The following is a 14814-nucleotide window of genomic DNA, read 5'->3' on the forward strand; positions in this document are numbered from 1 at the left end:
AGTGCGCCCTTTCTGTCGGGTGTGTGAATCAGTATGGAATGGCGGCAAGCCACCAGTTTGCCGAGTTGCTCATAGCGCTCATTTGATCTGTGGGCAGGTTGTTTGCTTCCGTCCCGATATGGTCGTGGCCATTCATCGCGTTGTCCACGCTGCCAGAATTCGTCACGGGAGGAGTCCAGTTTTCTGTGACCTGGGGATCTTGTATCGGACTGTGGACGACCACGCCTTTGTCAAAGAATTGTTCCGCAACGTATCTGGCTTCTTGTGGATTCACAATCCAGTAACTTTGGTCATTCGGCGAGTTCTTGTCGGGATCATGAAATGAGCCAGGTAACGTTTCGTGGATAATTTGGTATCCCTCGTACTGTTTGGCCTTCTCGGCGAGGCCAAGCACATCAAGCATGCTCATATCTGTGTCAATGGTGCCCCAGAACTCGCGAACCAACGTTGGCAATTTCGTCACGTTTGTGGGTTTCAGGAGCTGGTGTGCCAACGCCGTCAGGAACTTCTGTTGTCGCTCGGTTCGACCAATGTCGCCGAGTGTATCATGTCGGAAACGAACGTAGCCGAGGGCTTGTTCACCAGTCAACGTTTGTGCACCAGGCCGTAGGTTGATGACAGCGTATTGCTTGTCTCCCGTGTTGTAGTACATGCGTTTGTCGACCTTCATGGTGACGCCGCCAAGGGTGTCAATAATGTCAACAAGCCCACTGAAGTGCGTCAGTGCGTAGTGGTCGATGGGTTGATGGATGAGCTGGTTGACGAGAGTTTCCGCCAGTGCGGGACCACCCAACATCAATCCTTCGTTGATCTTCGAAGATGATCCGTCCGGGAACATGACTTTTGTGTCTCGCGGGATGGACATCAATTCGATGCGCTTGTTTTTCCGGTCGATGCTACAGAGAATCAGGACGTCCGCGTTACCACCTGGTTCGCCAGCACGGTTGTCTGTCCCAATCAGAAGGATGTTCGTGCGCGCCTCGTCCGGTGCCGTGGTCTCAACCGGCGGCAACGTCATGCCTTTGTACTGAGCGGCTTCGGTGTGCGTCAGTGGGCGTGTCAGCGCGTAGTAACCCCCTGCCCCAAGGGTGAGACAGCCTGCCATGGCGGAGGCGATAATCACCGTTCTTCGCTTTCGCTGTAATTTTGTATCATTCCATGGTTTCGGTTTCTTTTTGAGATGTCGTCCCGCCATTCCATCACCCCTGTTGCCAGTGCCCTTATCATGCCCTGATGCAACAAAAAAGTTGTCCATGACGTTGTCGCGAAAAATGATTTGCACTTTTTGCGCATTTGCCCGAAAATACAAATACCAGCACGACAAAGTTCCCCGCGATGTTATCCGTTTGGAGGTGGTGGGGCATGAGTCAAGATTCACGCCCAGTAAACGCGTCAAACGCCTCGCCGAACCGTCGGCCGAGCGTAACAGTGTACAACCGATTGGTACGTGATAAAATGCCGGAAATCATTGAGGCCATGGGCAACATTGCGGTTTATCAAATTCTCGATGACACTGCGTTTCGCGACGCGTTGCTCAGCACGATTTCTCGCAGCGCCGCTCAGTTTTCGGAGACGGAGAGCCTCGAGTCGCTGGCTGATTTGCTGGACTGCATCGACATTTGGCTCGAGATGAACGATTTGACGATGGAAGAAGTGGAAAAGGCGCGGGCTGAACGCGTCAAGCGATGTGGTAACTTCCACCAGAAAATGTTTCTCGAAGTCGTGGCAGACGGTGCATCTTCTGACGCTTTGCAACTGCGGGAGTTCCGCTGCTAGGCAAAGAACAGAAGAGCGTATCGTGGTCGATTGCGCCAGAGGCCGCGAATCTATATCAATCATCAGTCTTGGCATATCAGCGATTTGCAACATCGCGACGAACCACGCAAGTGGACTTTTGCAAATCGCTCATACACATGATGTCACGGAGCGGGAAGCGATGTACGTTTCTCGCTCTTTGCAGTCTCCACATTCCAGGGTCTGCGCAGCAGGAAGACACCCAGTCCGAGCAGGACGCATGCCGCGCCCCCAATCAAGACTGTTAACGGTGCGCCGAGGGAAGCCACCATGACACCACCCATGAGGTATCCGACCGGCAGCCCTGCGCCTGTCATGGTCGTGGTTGCGCCGTAGACCTTGCCGCGTATTTGGTCTGGTACAAGTCTTTGTTGACAAGTCGCATAGATGACGTTATAGGGCGCGTACGTGAAACCTCCCAGAAATAGACTCGCCATCGCGAGCCACGGACTTTGGGCCAGGCCCAAGATACCGCTACACAAGCCCCAGCAGACAATGATGGATGATGTAACCCAACGGACCGACCACTGCGGGCGAAAACGGCCCCAGAGTAATGTGCCGAGGAGGGCACCGACAGCGAAGCTTGACCACATCATGCCAAGCATCGACGCCTGCCCGTGGAATTTCTGCGCAATAAGCACCGGCAGGGCGGGTTCCAGCGGACCGTACGTGAGGTCGAAAAACAGCGTGATCATTGTGAGCAGGAAGAGGAGCGGGACTCGATATAAGTAGACCCACCCCTCCCCTAACCTTGTAAGCCAGGTGCCATCTGGTTTCGACCCTCGAGAGGCTGGATTGGCAGACAGGTCTGCCGCGTACATGCGTGTGGGAATGGCAATGAGTGTCACGACATAGACAAGAAAGCAGCCTGACGTGACCAGGAAAGTGAGCGGTGCACCAATGAAGCCAATGAGCATTCCACCGAGCGCCGGACCGAGCAGCGTGGCGAGATTGATACGGACCTGCGTGAGGGCGTTCGCTGCCTCGAGTTCCTCATCCGTCACGAGATTTGGAACGAGCACACTGCGGCCAATCATGGAAATCGGTGAAAGCGCACCGGCGAGAATGAAAAGGACAAGTAAAAAAGAAACGGGATACGGATGAACCACTCCACAACTGGAATCAGAGCGTATAACACCAATTGTGCCACGTTGTCGAACAGCATCAGGATCTTGCGTGGCCACCTATCAAGGACAATTCCGATAAACGGACTTGTTATCATTTGTGCGACCGGATAGGCCGCGAGTACAAGCCCGATGTTTGTGGCTGATCCAGTTTCCCGAAGAACGAGCCACGTTAACGCAATCCAACTCATGGTCATCCCAAGTTGAGCAAACATGGTTCCAATCCAGAACAACCGAAACTGTGGGTTTCGAGACAGGTTGGCGTAGATTTTCCCTTGCACGGATTGGTCACCCCACGTAGCTTGGTTTCAGATACATTTGACGAGTACATTTCCACCGTAATGGCTTTATCCCTCACTGTCCATACGTCAATCGTCGTAAACAGCGTTGAAGGAGCTTCAGAAGTGAGGGGAAAGCCATGAAAGCCCGACGATAAAGGAAGTTGATAAAATGACCATCTATGTCGCTTTGCTTCGAGGAATCAACGTGAGTGGGCAAAAGATCATTAAGATGGAAAAGCTAAGAGCCCAGCGTTGACGATGTAGGTGTTGTACATCGTGAAGTATATTTGCTGTGTCGTAAAGGCTATCCGTCCAACTTGCGAACGATGATGGTATAAGATGATATAATTCGAGGAGGCGAAGGGAGCGTCATCGGTATGCCTGTGCGAATCGGAACGTGTGCTTGGGCGGATCACCACCACTTCTACCCGAAGAGTGTCAAACCATCAGAAAGGCTGGCATTCTACAGCGAGTATTTTTCGCTGGTGGAAGTCGATAGTTCTTATTACGGGATCCCGAACCCCCAGACCGTTCGCCAATGGGTACGTCAAACGCCGAGGGATTTCGTTTTTGACGTAAAGGCGTATCGTACACTGACGCAACATGACCGCGGCGAGGCTGGCCCAGAACTGTTGGAACAGCATTTTACCGCTTTCACGAAAGCGCTGACGGTTCTTGCGGACGCCGAAAAACTTGGCGTAGTATTGTTTCAATTCCCTCCGTGGTTCGTATGTACACCGCAAAATCAGGAATACGTGGAGCGAGTCGTTCACAAAATGTCCGAGTTCACGGTTGGCGTTGAATTTCGGCATCGCAGCTGGTTCCTTGGAGATCAGCGAGCATCTACCGTGCAATGGCTGCACGACTTGCGAGCTGTGAATGTAGTGTGTGACGAACCGCAGGCGGGAATGGGAACCATTCCTTTCGTCCCAGACGTCACTCACTCGAAGTACGTGATGTTTCGCCTTCACGGGCGCAACGAACATACGTGGTACCAAAAGGGGTTGACGTCGTCGCAGCAGCGGTTTGATTATCTCTATGCACGAGAAGAATTGCGGGAATTTCTTCCAATCGTGGCAGAATGGTCGAACCGAGCGGATGACGTGCACATCTTGATGAACAACAACCAGGGAGACTACGCAGTCACAAACGCATTAGACTGGAAATTCTTGCTTGGGCAACCGGTCAAACCCCGGCCCCAGCTGGAAGAAAGCACTCAGCTCACGCTGTTCGACCTGGGCGAGACGTAGGAGGATATGATGAACCAAGGTTGGCCGGATTGGATGTTTGCAGCGTTTGCCATCGGCGGCTGGGAACTGTTTGATTTGATTGCACGAAAGTTAAATGTTCCTTCCGCGCGCTGGGTTGGCGGAGGTATCGTGGCGCTGTGTCTTCTGATCCTCGGTGTGCGGTACCTGCGGAGATGGTGGTACCGGAAACACCATCCCGAAGTGCCGGATCCAGATGAATGGAAAAATTATTGAGCGGGGAGCGACGTGGCATGGGGACAGTACATATTGAGGTTCGAGATGGAGTCGCAGTGTTGACGCTCGACAATCCACCTCTCAACGTTCTCAGTACTGATATGGGGCGTCAAATCAAACAGGCTGTGGAGACTATAGGCGACAATCCAGCAGTGTACGCAGTGGTGGTAACGGGTGCCGGAGATCGCGCGTTCATGGCGGGAGCGGATATTAAAGAGTTTCCTCAGTACATTGAAGAAGGGAACGCAGAAGAGAAGGCGTTGGCGTTTGATGACGCGATGAATCAACTGCAACGACTTGGAAAGCCGACGATTGCCGCGTTGAACGGTCTGACCCTGGGAGGGGGCTGCGAACTCGCACTCGCGTGTGACTTCCGCATCGCTGAGGAGCAGATTGTCATTGGCCTTCCAGAAATCAAACTCGGGGTCTTCCCCGGTGCTGGTGGAACACAACGTTTGTCCCGACTGATAGGGCCTTCCCGTGCCAAGGAATTGATTTTCAGCGGGGAACCTGTATCGGCCGCTGAAGCGTATCGGATTGGCTTGGTCAATCGAGTCGTGCCCAAAGGGAGCGCGCTCTCGTCTGCTCTGGAGTTCGCACAGGTGTTTACGCAGCGCAGCCAGGTGGCATTGCGGCTTGCGAAGCAGGCGATGGATCAGGGACTCGAGATGCCATTGGAAGATGGAATCCGATTGGAAGCCAAGCTGTTTGGCGAAGTGTTCAGGTCCGCAGATGCCAAAGAGGGAATTCAAGCGTTCATCGAAAAGCGGCAACCTAAATTCACGAACCGCTGAACCCGGATCACCGGTGAGCCAGTGACACGCTCTAGCGTCACTGGCTTTCTTATCATGGGGTGATGCCATCCAACCAACTTCCGTCCCACGTGCGGACGGGTCCGTAAGAAGCGGGAGAAGGGAGTTGAAGCGTGCGCGCGATGTCGGGATGGACAATGCCGACCAACTGTTCTAAGCCGTCAATCAATCGCGGAGAAGGCCGACAGTACAGCCCCTCCGATAGGACGTATATCTGGTGGTTGCGCATGGCTGGTACAGACGACCACGTCTGGCGCGAGAGAATTTTTTGCAGAGGTACTTTGTGCTGCGGAACACCGGTCCAGACCGCGAGTACGTAGTCCGGATTGGCCGCAATGACCCGACTACCGTCGTCTTTCACCTGGTCTCCTTCAGCATCTGCAAAGATGTTGGCGCAGCCGGCCAGAAAACTGATCTCGGTGAGCCAGTTTGATTGGGCAGGCGAAAACACCGGATTCGGCCACCACTCCCAGTATAGTTTGGGACGGTCCTCGCAGGTCTGGGTCTGCTTTACAATGTTCGCCACGCGGCGTTGGAGAGAGGAGATGACCGTCTCCAACACGTCTTGTGGAACCGCACCGTCGAGCGCATCAGCCACCAGGCGCATGTCCTGCCAAATGTCTGAAATCCCGTGAGGAGATAGGACGATATAAGGGAGCCCCGCACTTCGAACCGACTCAACCACGCGTTCCATGCCGGGCACGGAAAGGGAACAGACGGTGAGATCCGGCTTCAAGTTGCACAATCGCTCGATGTCAATGTTCAAATCGGGGCCGAGTTTTGGCAATGCACGAACCACGTCTGGCGGATAGTCTGAATACAGGTCAACGCCGACCAAGCAGTCGCCGAGACCCATAGCACAAAGAATCTCTGTGTTGCTTGGGCAGAGTGACGCAATACGCGGTCTGGCTGTCACACGCACCCTCCTTCATTGTTCAGTCTTGGTACCTACAGTATAATGAAACCAAATCTCTCTGTGTTGACACAGCGTACTGGGTATGGGCCATCAAAGTTGAGGAGTGTCCGCCTTGTTTGGGTTCTGGTTTTTATTGGATGTGCTGGCCATTGTCTCAATGTTTGGCTTCGGCATCGCCTTGAACATGATTTTTCGGCAGTGGTGGGTGTCCGTACTCCTATTTGTTCTGCTATCCGCTATGTTGTTCTTCCGCGTCGGGTTTTCGTTCTCCGTGGCAGAGTGGGTGTTGTACGGTATCAGCCTCGTGGGCGTGTTGCTGTCTGCCTTTGGGGTAATGGCTCTAAAAAAGAACGGATATGCCCTGTTCACGAAGTAATAAAGAAGTAATAAAGGTGTCGGTTCCAACCCTGCGCATGGAAAAAGGACGGTGCCTCTACGGCGACCGTCCTTTTTCACGGCTTCAGCCTTTGTAGCGCTGAATCGACTCCTGCAAAATGCGTTCTGCGTCGTCGCGGCCCTTCCAGCCTTCAATTTTCGTCTCCTTGCCCTCCAGGTCCTTGTACACCTCAAAGAAGTGGGCAATTTCCTTGAGAATGTGTGGCGGTACGTCGTCCAGCGTTTGTACGTGGGAAAAACGTGGGTCTGTTTCCGCAACACCGAGTAACTTTTCGTCCTGGCCCTTGTCGTCGGACATGACCAGTACACCGACAACGCGCGTTTCAATGACGCAACCCGGGAAGGTCGGGAACGAGGTCAAAACCAGGACGTCCAGCGGATCTCCATCCTCCGCCAGCGTGTTTTGTATGTATCCATATTCGGTAGGATAGTGCATCGGAGAATACAGGACTCGGTCGAGCCGAAATACGCCGGCTTCCTTGTCAAATTCGTACTTGTTCTGGCTGCCCTTAGGAATTTCAATAAAGGCGTCCACACTGAGCTTGCCGCTGGACATTTACAGTTCCTCCTTTAAACATGTTCTTACCCATTATATGCTCACTGCGAAGCCTTGGGCAACCAAGCAGGGGTGAGGCAGTGAAAGAGACTCTGGCACTGCAATGCGGCCACGTTGTGGATTCTCTTTGACAATGCAAAAGAGTTGGGAGAAAGTGAAGTAGCTGACTGGACGAATCACTGTTTGATTGGTAACGTGAGTGTGACCCGGCCCATCTTGAGCGTTGGTGGTGGATTCATAATTGTACATGTGGTGAGTCACGATAGAGCCGAGATCAGACCGGATGAAAAAACACGTGGAAGAACAGAGTACGGGGGGATTCGAGGTTGAAGAAGTGGATATGGCCTGTCACTACAGTCTTGGTAGCCGCCAGTGCAGCTGTCGAACTGATGCACGCAGGTCACTTGATGGTGTTCATTTTGGCGTGCCTGGCCATTATTCCTTTGGCAGGTTTGATGGGAAGGAGCACAGAATCGATTGCCGCACATGCGGGCTCTCGAGTCGGTGGGCTCTTGTCCGCCACGTTTGGCAACGCCGTGGAACTTATCATCGGCATCATTGCGCTCAGTAACGGACTCACCACACTGGTGAAGGCGTCAATTACCGGGTCGATTCTGGGAAACCTCCTGTTTGTCCTCGGCGTCAGCTTTTTTGTGGGCGGGATTCGACATCCGATTCAACGGTTCAACATCCGCGCTGCACGCAGCAACGCGTCGATGTTGCTCTTGAGCGTCGGTGTGGCCTTCATCGTGCCAGCAATTTTCTCATCTGAACGCGCAGAGGTCAGCCTTGCACTGTCCAGTGTAGTGGCCACCGTTTCATTGCTGTTGTACATATTGGGACTCTACTTTTCGTTGTTTACGCACCGCGACGTATTTAAATCCATTGACAGCGTCAGCACCGAAGGGGAAGACGAACATCATTGGCGGTTGTTTCCCTCTGTTGTTGTCTTGTTGGTCACCACGGTCCTCGTGGGACTGGAAAGTGAATGGCTGGTCGATAGCATGAAGTCTTTGGCTACGACGTTCGGATGGAGCGAAGTGTTCATGGGCGTTGTGGTCGTCGCAGTCATCGGCAACGTCGCTGAGCATGCTTCGGCCGTGTGGATGGCCTGGAAAAACAGGATGGACTTGTCGTTGGAAATTGCCGTCGGCAGCAGTTTGCAGGTGGCGATGTTTGTGGCACCGATTTTGTTCTTTGCCAGCCTGTTTATTGGAAATCCAATGCCGCTGCTGTTTTCCTGGCCGGAACTCGCCAGTATGGGTGCCGCCGCTATATTGGTGGTGGTGTTGATGATGGACGGCGAATCGAACTGGCTGGAGGGCGCGATGGCGTTTGGCGCGTACTTGGTGATGGCCGTCGGATTTTATACGTTGTAGGGCGGGACACCCATTCGCGAGCACCTCGTTTTCTGGGGAGACGGATACATGGTAAACCAAAGCGGGCACCGGTGCCATCGTGTGACCGGTGCCCGCTTTGGTTTAAAGCGATTAACAACGATTTGTGGGCTTATAACCGTGTTCCTGCAGCGTGTGGAAGATGAGATGGATGTGGTTGGTGTCCTTGGTTTCCAGGTCGAGTTCGACTTCCGTTTGACCGAGGGCGATGCTGGTCCCAACTCGGTGGTGCTGCACTGAGAGGACATTGGCTCCAAGCCCAGAAATGATGTCCAACAAATCCCGCAAGGCCCCGGGTCTATCGGCGAGGTTCACGGCCAATCGCAGGAATCGCCCGGACTCCACAAGACCGTGCTCAATCACACGAGAGAGCATCGTCACGTCAATGTTTCCACCAGAAAGAACCACCACTACGTTTCCGATGTTATGCGGGACCTTTCCATAGAGGCACGCGGCCAGTGCAGCCGCCGCAGACCCCTCCGCCACGAGCTTACTCCGCTCGAGCAGCAAAACCATAGAACGAGCGATTTCGTCTTCCTCCACAGTCAGTACGTCGTCTACGTACTGTTTGGCCAGCGTAAGCGTCAGGTCACCTGGTCTGCGCACCGCAATCCCATCAGCAATGGTGGGGCATGGCGGGAGGGTCTCTACGACACCTGTGTCGAGGGCATGGCGGAAACAAGCGGCTGCAGACGCTTCCACCCCAAAGACTTTGATATCGGGGCGCAGCGCTTTGACTGCCACCGCGATGCCGGCCGCGAGCCCACCGCCGCCCATCGGTACGATAATGGCGTTTGCCGACGGCAGTTGTTCGAGGATTTCCAAACCGACGGTGCCTTGTCCGGAGATAATGTATGGATCGTCAAAGGCGTGCACGTACGTGTATCCGTGTTGCTCCTGCAGCTGTAATGCGTGTGCGTAGGCGTCGTCGTACGAATTACCGGAGAGCACGACGTTTGCGCCATATCCTTGCGTCGCGGCAATTTTTGCGAGGCTGGCGCTTTCCGGCATCACGATGGTACAGGGCGCCTGATGGTAACTCGCTGCAAAGGCTACGCCTTGCGCGTGGTTGCCGGCGGATGCTGCGATGACGCCTCGTTTGCACTCTTCCTCTGTCAGATTGGCAATCTTGTTGAACGCGCCGCGCAGTTTGAACGAGCCTGTTTTCTGTAAGTTTTCGAGTTTGAAATAGATGTTGTTGCCGGTCATTGTGGAGAATGTTTTAGAATAATCGACAGGCGTTTCCAGAACGACGCCTTGCAACCGCGTTCGCGCAGCCTGAATGTCGTTGAGCGTTGGAATGAATGTAGACACGACGAGACTCCTTTCAATATCGGGCTAACCGCGCTTGGCCGCCTCAGAAGATAGGTACACGTCCGTTGTTGGACGGTGGATAGTGTGCTAGAATGCACGGTATATCGCACGGTCTATTGTAACAGAGCCTATTTGGGAGTGGTACTCTCTGCAACAGGGTTAGGCTTTGCTGCAGTCGAATTGGGGGATGCTGCGAATGATGGAATGGACAAAGTTGGTACGGCCAGGGATATCCGACATTGAGCCCTACGTACCCGGATTGACAGATGACGAGCTGCAAAAACTGTACGGTCTGAAGCGCGTGATCAAATTGAATGCCAACGAAAACGCGCTGGGGCCGTCGCCGTTGGCCATTGAGGCGATTCGAGAAGAACTCTCTACATTGCACCACTATCCAGACGGCGGAAGTGAATTGTTGCGTGACGCCATTGCAAAGTTTCACGGATTGTCCGCAGAACACGTGCTGGTTGGCAACGGATCGGACGACATCATCAAATTATTGTCTGAAACATTTTTAGAGTCGGACGACGAAGTTGTGGTTCCGTCTCCGACGTTCTCGCAGTATTCGTTCGGTGCCGCGATTATGCGCGCGAACGTAAAACAGGTTCCTCTGCACGCAGATTTCTCGTTTGACGTGGAAGCGCTGGCCGACGCGGTGACAGAGAAGACGAAGTTAATCTACCTGTGTTCCCCCAATAATCCCACCGGAACGATTCTCACTCAGGAAGAAGCGGAATGGCTGCTCAAAGCACTGCCGGAACACGTGGTTGTGGTGCTTGATCTCGCATACAACGACTACAGTCAAAACGACCGGCGCGTTGTCGACAGTCCAGCATTGTTTGCCGATCCGCGGGTGGTTCTGCTACATACCTTTTCCAAGCTCTACGGCTTGGCAGGGCTCCGTGTGGGTTATGCCCTGGCACATCCGGAATTGCTCGCGTTCGTGAACCGCGTCCGGGAACCGTTCAACGTGAACCGGGTCGCACAGCGGGCGGCAGCGGCTGCGCTGTTGGATGAAGATCATCGACGTGCATCACGGGCGCTCGCAGCGGAAGGCAAGCGCTTTTATGAAACGCAGTGTGCGGCTGTGGGGCTGTTCGCAGTCCCTGCAGAAGGGAACTTCATTCTCGTTCGGACGGGGGATGGCGTGGCGACCGCGAACGAATTGATGAAGATGGGCGTGATGATTCGCGCTGGATTCTCGGGGCTCGCGGAATGGGTCAGAATTTCCTTCGGCACGACCGAGGAGAATGAGATATGTATGAACGCTCTGATCCAATCGACCCAGCGTCAACACGCGTAAGCACTGTAGAAGTGAAAACCCCGCTCGTTCCTTAGGAACGGGCGGGGTTTTTATCATCTGGTGTTGGTTTACGGCCATCACGGACAAACAGAAAGATAAGCACGCCAATCCCCAGGACAACGAGCGGTGCGCTTGTCCATTGTGCGGCATCCCAGTGAAACAGATACCGCGGTGAATCTCCACGCAACATCTCTAACAAGAACCGGACTGCATTGTACGCGATGACGTAGTACATGAACAGGAACCCTTTCGGCCACCGCCGTTGCTTGAGAATCAGCAGGATGGCGAAGAGCACGACATCGGCCTGTCCCTCCCAGACTTCGGCTGGCCACAGTGGCTGGTCGCCGTACGTCTGATACGCCAGCGTTTCCGGTGGGTAGAGGATACCGAAGCCGCGGTGGGTGGGGTCGCCAAAAGCGTCTCCATTCATGAGGTTTGCATCGCGGCCGATGCTTTGTCCAAGCAACAGGCCGGGCGCTACCACGTCCGCCAGCGACCAAAAGTCGAGCCGATGTTTGTATATGTACCAAGCGCCAACGATGAAGGCGCCCGCCACGCCGCCTTGAATCGACAAGCCACCGTGCCAGACGGCGATGATTTCGCCGGGGTGTTGTGCGTAGTACGGCCAGTCAAAGAAGAAGACTTGCCAAAACCGCGCTCCCACAATACCTCCTAGCAGTAGCATTGGCGCCAGGTTCCAGAGGTGTGCGACCAGATCTCGCTTGCCGTCTGCCTTTGCAAAGTACAACGTCGCGCCAAGTCCCAGCAGGAACGCCAAGGCGAAGATGGTGCTGTACGCCCGTACCGGGAAGTTTCCAATCCAAAACCAGTATTGGTGCATCGTCACAACTCCTTGATTGAGAAGAATCCATCACCGTCCACCGCGATAAACCTCTTATACTATACCACTTTGTGTCTGTTTGCGGCTTGGACTACAATGAAGGAGTTGCACAGCACCATGCACGAGCTGGTAGACGTCGAGAACACAATCTAATTCTGTCCCTCGATGGATCCCTTAGGCGCCTGTGAGGGGGGTTCATCCAAGGTGACTTGCCGGTCGGACGACATCGGGTTCTGGTCGCGGAGCGAGCTGACGACAGCTTGCCCTGGCCGCCACGGTGACGTCTTTCCAAGTTTCTCTTCATTCGTCGATGCACCGTACGGCCCTTCCGGGAATTCCTCCCGCAAAATATCGTAATCCCGGGCTTGTACGGCGGACAATTCGGCGTTTGGCAAGTCCGTATCATTGATGGGGCCAGGGTTGTACGACCCAGAGTTTGTGCTGGTCAATGGCGCCTTTCCTTTTTCGGCTTTCGACAACATGACTCACCTCGCAAGGGAATGTTGTCCTTAGGCTTTCATTCTTTCTTGAATCAGATACATGACGTGGAGGTTGTGAAATGGTGGACACCGAACACCCGGTTCGAGTGCGCTTTGCACCAAGCCCTACGGGGTCGCTGCACATTGGTGGGGCGCGCACTGCATACTTCAATTGGCTGTTTGCGCGCCAGCACGGTGGCACATTCGTCCTGCGTATCGACGACACCGATACAGCAAGATCTACGGAGGCGTCATTACAGGAAATATTGGATAGCTTTCGCTGGCTCGGCATTGATTGGGATGAGGGGCCCATCGTTGGCGGGCCGCACGGGCCGTATCGCCAGTCGGAGCGGCAGGAGATCTACCGAGCAGCACTGGATAAGCTGGTGTCGGAAGGGCGGGTGTACCCGTGCTTCTGTTCGCAGGAGCAATTGGCCAAAGACCGTGAAGAAGCCCAGCGTCAAGGTAGGGCACCGCGGTACGTCGGCCGTTGTAGGAATTTGTCCAGAGAGCAAGTGAAAGCGAAGATGGACGCTGGGGAACCGCATGTCTATCGCTTCCGGTCTCCGCAGGTCGGAGAGACCGTCGTGCACGATGTCATCCGCGGCGACGTGGTCTTTTCGAACGAAGAGCTCGATGACTTTGTGGTGTGGAAGGCGGACGGTACGCCAACGTATCACTTCGCGTCTTGTGTTGATGACTCAGAAATGCACATCACACACGTCATCCGAGCGGAGGAACATTTGTCCAATACCCCCAAACATGTGGTCTTGTTTGAGGCGCTGGGCGCAGAACTGCCTGTTTTCGCGCACGTTCCGATGATTTTGGCGCCGGACCGCAGTAAGTTGAGCAAGCGCCATGGCGCGACCAGTGTCCGGGAATACCGCGATGCAGGCATTCTTCCGGAGGCGCTGATCAACTATTTGTTGTTACTCGGTTTTGCGCCGGGCGAGGACAAGGAAATTCTCACACGCGAAGAGGCAATCAAGCTGTTCGACTTGGAGCGCGTGACCAAGCATGCGGCAGTGTACGACGTGAAGAAACTGGAGTGGTTAAATGCCCAGTACTTCCGCGCCTTACCTGTTGACCAGGTGTTGGACATGGTTTGGTCTTTGCTGCGGGAAGCGGGGTACGTGGAGGAAAATCCAGATGCTCACACGTTAGCTTGGATTCGGACGGTGATTCAGACATCACAGGACCGCTCTCGGAATGCAGGAGAACTCATCGCAAATGTGTCGTATTATTTTCAGGCACCGCAGCAATACGATGAGAAAGGTGTCAAAAAGCACTTCTCCCATCCGGATGTGGCGGACAGATTGGATCAACTTGCGGATGCTCTGGACACGGTCGTCCCGTTTACAGTGAGCAACATTGAGCGTCTCTATCGCGGCCTGGCTGAGTCTTGGCAGGTAAAGGCCGCTCAGTTGATTCATCCGACGCGTCTCGCCATCAGCGGTGTGACGGTTGGCCCAGGACTGTTTGACATCATGGCGCTCCTTGGCCGGGAAGAGTGCCAGGAACGCATGCGATGGGTCGCCGTCAAACTGCGTGCAGGTCAATTGTAAGCATCCGGATATCGTGTGCGCGAAGTTACGCAACGAACCGTTCCTGTGGAACTTTGCATTTCGTTTGTAAGATGAACCTCACCGTTTGAGTTGTGCCGCAGCGGTGAGGTTTTTCTTTAATTCGCCTGATCTGGACGGGGAGATTATCGTGTCAGCAAGGCTGGTATTACATCTGCCCAACAGGTGCAGGCAGACACTTGGCGTCAGCGGAAATTTCATAAGAAAATTTTTCCTTGAGAAAAACCGTTGACAACCCAAATAAAGGCCTGTATAATCCTCAATTGTCAACGGCGCGATGCCAAGACAAGACGGCGATGCCGAATGGTGTAATGGTAGCACGACTGACTCTGGATCAGTTAGTCTAGGTTCGAGTCCTAGTTCGGCAGCCAAGGCCCTATCGTCTAACGGTTAGGACGCCGCCCTCTCACGGCGGTAATAGGGGTTCGAATCCCCTTAGGGTCACCAAAACTCTGGGTCATTAGCTCAATTGGTAGAGCATCCGACTCTTAATCGGCAGGTTGAAGGTTCGAGTCCTTCATGACCCACCACAGA

17 protein-coding genes and 3 tRNA genes are annotated in these 14814 nt (G+C 54.1%); 12 read left to right on the plus strand and 8 right to left on the minus strand.

Annotation, left to right across the window (positions count from 1 at the left end; all coding sequences use genetic code 11):
• Nucleotides 1-28: 28 nt before the first annotated feature.
• Nucleotides 29-1195, minus strand: a complete 1167-nt coding sequence (locus YWK_RS20790; protein ID WP_169727135.1) for an LCP family protein — start codon at nucleotides 1193-1195, stop codon at nucleotides 29-31.
• Nucleotides 1196-1362: 167 nt separating this feature from the next.
• Between YWK_RS20790 and YWK_RS0104070 the strand changes: the two genes are divergently transcribed.
• Entirely contained in the window at nucleotides 1363-1776 is a 414-nt protein-coding gene (locus YWK_RS0104070; protein WP_026963793.1) for a nucleoside triphosphate pyrophosphohydrolase, read from the plus strand.
• Between the two features lie 143 nt (nucleotides 1777-1919).
• Here YWK_RS0104070 and YWK_RS0104075 read toward each other — a convergent pair whose 3' ends face one another.
• Nucleotides 1920-2831 (minus strand): MFS transporter, encoded by a 912-nt coding sequence (locus YWK_RS0104075; RefSeq protein ID WP_026963794.1) that lies wholly within the window; start codon nucleotides 2829-2831, stop codon nucleotides 1920-1922.
• Nucleotides 2828-3199 (minus strand): MFS transporter, encoded by a 372-nt coding sequence (locus tag YWK_RS22620; protein ID WP_026963795.1) that lies wholly within the window; start codon nucleotides 3197-3199, stop codon nucleotides 2828-2830. The genes YWK_RS0104075 and YWK_RS22620 overlap by 4 nt, the downstream gene beginning before the upstream one ends.
• A 169-nt stretch (nucleotides 3200-3368) precedes the next feature.
• Here YWK_RS22620 and YWK_RS21355 point away from each other — a divergent pair, with 169 nt between their 5' ends.
• From YWK_RS21355 to YWK_RS0104100, 4 genes are all read left to right on the plus strand, one after another.
• Nucleotides 3369-3455, plus strand: a complete 87-nt coding sequence (locus YWK_RS21355; protein WP_084453466.1) for a DUF1697 domain-containing protein — start codon at nucleotides 3369-3371, stop codon at nucleotides 3453-3455.
• 121 nt (nucleotides 3456-3576) lie between these two features.
• Nucleotides 3577-4449 carry a DUF72 domain-containing protein gene (locus YWK_RS0104090; protein ID WP_035465964.1) on the plus strand — a complete coding sequence of 291 codons (873 nt, stop codon included), beginning with the start codon at nucleotides 3577-3579 and terminating at the stop codon, nucleotides 4447-4449.
• A 9-nt stretch (nucleotides 4450-4458) separates the two neighbouring features.
• Nucleotides 4459-4683: a hypothetical protein gene (locus YWK_RS18260; RefSeq protein WP_035465966.1), complete on the plus strand. Its 225-nt coding sequence runs from the start codon at nucleotides 4459-4461 to the stop codon at nucleotides 4681-4683.
• Between the two features lie 17 nt (nucleotides 4684-4700).
• Nucleotides 4701-5477: an enoyl-CoA hydratase/isomerase family protein gene (locus tag YWK_RS0104100; protein ID WP_026963797.1), complete on the plus strand. Its 777-nt coding sequence runs from the start codon at nucleotides 4701-4703 to the stop codon at nucleotides 5475-5477.
• A gap of 52 nt (nucleotides 5478-5529) precedes the next feature.
• On the opposite strand, the gene YWK_RS18265 is transcribed toward YWK_RS0104100, so the two are convergent.
• The gene (locus YWK_RS18265; RefSeq protein WP_051375109.1) at nucleotides 5530-6411 is read right to left on the minus strand and encodes a cobalamin-binding protein; all 882 of its coding nucleotides are present in this window, start codon (nucleotides 6409-6411) and stop codon (nucleotides 5530-5532) included.
• Nucleotides 6412-6523: 112 nt separating this feature from the next.
• On the opposite strand from YWK_RS18265, the gene YWK_RS0104110 reads away from it, so the two are divergent.
• Nucleotides 6524-6787, plus strand: coding sequence for a hypothetical protein (locus tag YWK_RS0104110; RefSeq protein WP_026963798.1), 264 nt, complete (start codon nucleotides 6524-6526; stop codon nucleotides 6785-6787).
• An 84-nt stretch (nucleotides 6788-6871) separates the two neighbouring features.
• Here the strand turns inward: YWK_RS0104110 and YWK_RS0104115 are convergent, their stop codons facing one another.
• Nucleotides 6872-7363, minus strand: coding sequence for an inorganic diphosphatase (locus YWK_RS0104115; protein WP_026963799.1), 492 nt, complete (start codon nucleotides 7361-7363; stop codon nucleotides 6872-6874).
• A 389-nt stretch (nucleotides 7364-7752) separates the two neighbouring features.
• On the opposite strand from YWK_RS0104115, the gene cax reads away from it, so the two are divergent.
• Nucleotides 7753-8742 (plus strand): calcium/proton exchanger, encoded by a 990-nt coding sequence (gene cax, locus YWK_RS0104120; protein WP_051375162.1) that lies wholly within the window; start codon nucleotides 7753-7755, stop codon nucleotides 8740-8742.
• Between the two features lie 111 nt (nucleotides 8743-8853).
• On the opposite strand, the gene ilvA is transcribed toward cax, so the two are convergent.
• Entirely contained in the window at nucleotides 8854-10062 is a 1209-nt protein-coding gene (gene ilvA / locus YWK_RS0104125) for a threonine ammonia-lyase (RefSeq protein ID WP_026963801.1), read from the minus strand.
• Between the two features lie 208 nt (nucleotides 10063-10270).
• On the opposite strand from ilvA, the gene hisC reads away from it, so the two are divergent.
• Complete coding sequence (gene hisC, locus YWK_RS0104130; RefSeq protein ID WP_051375110.1) at nucleotides 10271-11377, plus strand: histidinol-phosphate transaminase; 1107 nt, start codon at nucleotides 10271-10273, stop codon at nucleotides 11375-11377.
• A gap of 31 nt (nucleotides 11378-11408) precedes the next feature.
• Here the strand turns inward: hisC and lgt are convergent, their stop codons facing one another.
• Together lgt and YWK_RS18270 are read right to left on the minus strand one after the other, a co-directional pair.
• Nucleotides 11409-12218: a prolipoprotein diacylglyceryl transferase gene (gene lgt / locus YWK_RS0104135; protein ID WP_026963803.1), complete on the minus strand. Its 810-nt coding sequence runs from the start codon at nucleotides 12216-12218 to the stop codon at nucleotides 11409-11411.
• Nucleotides 12219-12367: 149 nt separating this feature from the next.
• A complete protein-coding gene (locus tag YWK_RS18270; RefSeq protein WP_035465968.1) occupies nucleotides 12368-12700 on the minus strand; it encodes a hypothetical protein in 333 nt (110 codons plus the stop codon).
• 77 nt (nucleotides 12701-12777) lie between these two features.
• On the opposite strand from YWK_RS18270, the gene gltX reads away from it, so the two are divergent.
• The 4 genes from gltX to YWK_RS0104160 all read left to right on the plus strand — a co-directional run bounded on the left by gltX (nucleotide 12778) and on the right by YWK_RS0104160 (nucleotide 14810).
• The gene (gene gltX, locus YWK_RS0104145; protein WP_026963804.1) at nucleotides 12778-14262 is read left to right on the plus strand and encodes a glutamate--tRNA ligase; all 1485 of its coding nucleotides are present in this window, start codon (nucleotides 12778-12780) and stop codon (nucleotides 14260-14262) included.
• Between the two features lie 315 nt (nucleotides 14263-14577).
• A tRNA-Gln gene (locus tag YWK_RS0104150) sits at nucleotides 14578-14651 on the plus strand.
• Nucleotide 14652: 1 nt separating this feature from the next.
• Nucleotides 14653-14727: transfer RNA gene (locus YWK_RS0104155), tRNA-Glu, on the plus strand.
• Between the two features lie 7 nt (nucleotides 14728-14734).
• Nucleotides 14735-14810: transfer RNA gene (locus tag YWK_RS0104160), tRNA-Lys, on the plus strand.
• The last annotated feature ends 4 nt before the right edge of the window (nucleotides 14811-14814 follow it).

This window comes from Alicyclobacillus pomorum DSM 14955 (assembly GCF_000472905.1).
In the GTDB taxonomy this organism is placed as follows: domain Bacteria; phylum Bacillota; class Bacilli; order Alicyclobacillales; family Alicyclobacillaceae; genus Alicyclobacillus_A; species Alicyclobacillus_A pomorum.

Excerpts from the sequence above, each read along its gene's own strand:
- YWK_RS20790 (WP_169727135.1), bottom strand. The coding sequence starts at position 1,195 with ATGGCGGGACGACATCTCAAAAAGAAACCGAAACCATGGAATGATACA.
- YWK_RS0104070 (WP_026963793.1), top strand. The coding sequence starts at position 1,363 with ATGAGTCAAGATTCACGCCCAGTAAACGCGTCAAACGCCTCGCCGAAC.
- YWK_RS0104075 (WP_026963794.1), bottom strand. The coding sequence starts at position 2,831 with ATGATTGGCCGCAGTGTGCTCGTTCCAAATCTCGTGACGGATGAGGAA.
- YWK_RS21355 (WP_084453466.1), top strand. The coding sequence starts at position 3,369 with ATGACCATCTATGTCGCTTTGCTTCGAGGAATCAACGTGAGTGGGCAA.
- YWK_RS0104090 (WP_035465964.1), top strand. The coding sequence starts at position 3,577 with ATGCCTGTGCGAATCGGAACGTGTGCTTGGGCGGATCACCACCACTTC.
- YWK_RS18260 (WP_035465966.1), top strand. The coding sequence starts at position 4,459 with ATGAACCAAGGTTGGCCGGATTGGATGTTTGCAGCGTTTGCCATCGGC.
- YWK_RS0104100 (WP_026963797.1), top strand. The coding sequence starts at position 4,701 with ATGGGGACAGTACATATTGAGGTTCGAGATGGAGTCGCAGTGTTGACG.
- YWK_RS0104115 (WP_026963799.1), bottom strand. The coding sequence starts at position 7,363 with ATGTCCAGCGGCAAGCTCAGTGTGGACGCCTTTATTGAAATTCCTAAG.
- cax (WP_051375162.1), top strand. The coding sequence starts at position 7,753 with ATGCACGCAGGTCACTTGATGGTGTTCATTTTGGCGTGCCTGGCCATT.
- hisC (WP_051375110.1), top strand. The coding sequence starts at position 10,271 with ATGATGGAATGGACAAAGTTGGTACGGCCAGGGATATCCGACATTGAG.
- lgt (WP_026963803.1), bottom strand. The coding sequence starts at position 12,218 with ATGCACCAATACTGGTTTTGGATTGGAAACTTCCCGGTACGGGCGTAC.
- YWK_RS18270 (WP_035465968.1), bottom strand. The coding sequence starts at position 12,700 with ATGTTGTCGAAAGCCGAAAAAGGAAAGGCGCCATTGACCAGCACAAAC.
- gltX (WP_026963804.1), top strand. The coding sequence starts at position 12,778 with ATGGTGGACACCGAACACCCGGTTCGAGTGCGCTTTGCACCAAGCCCT.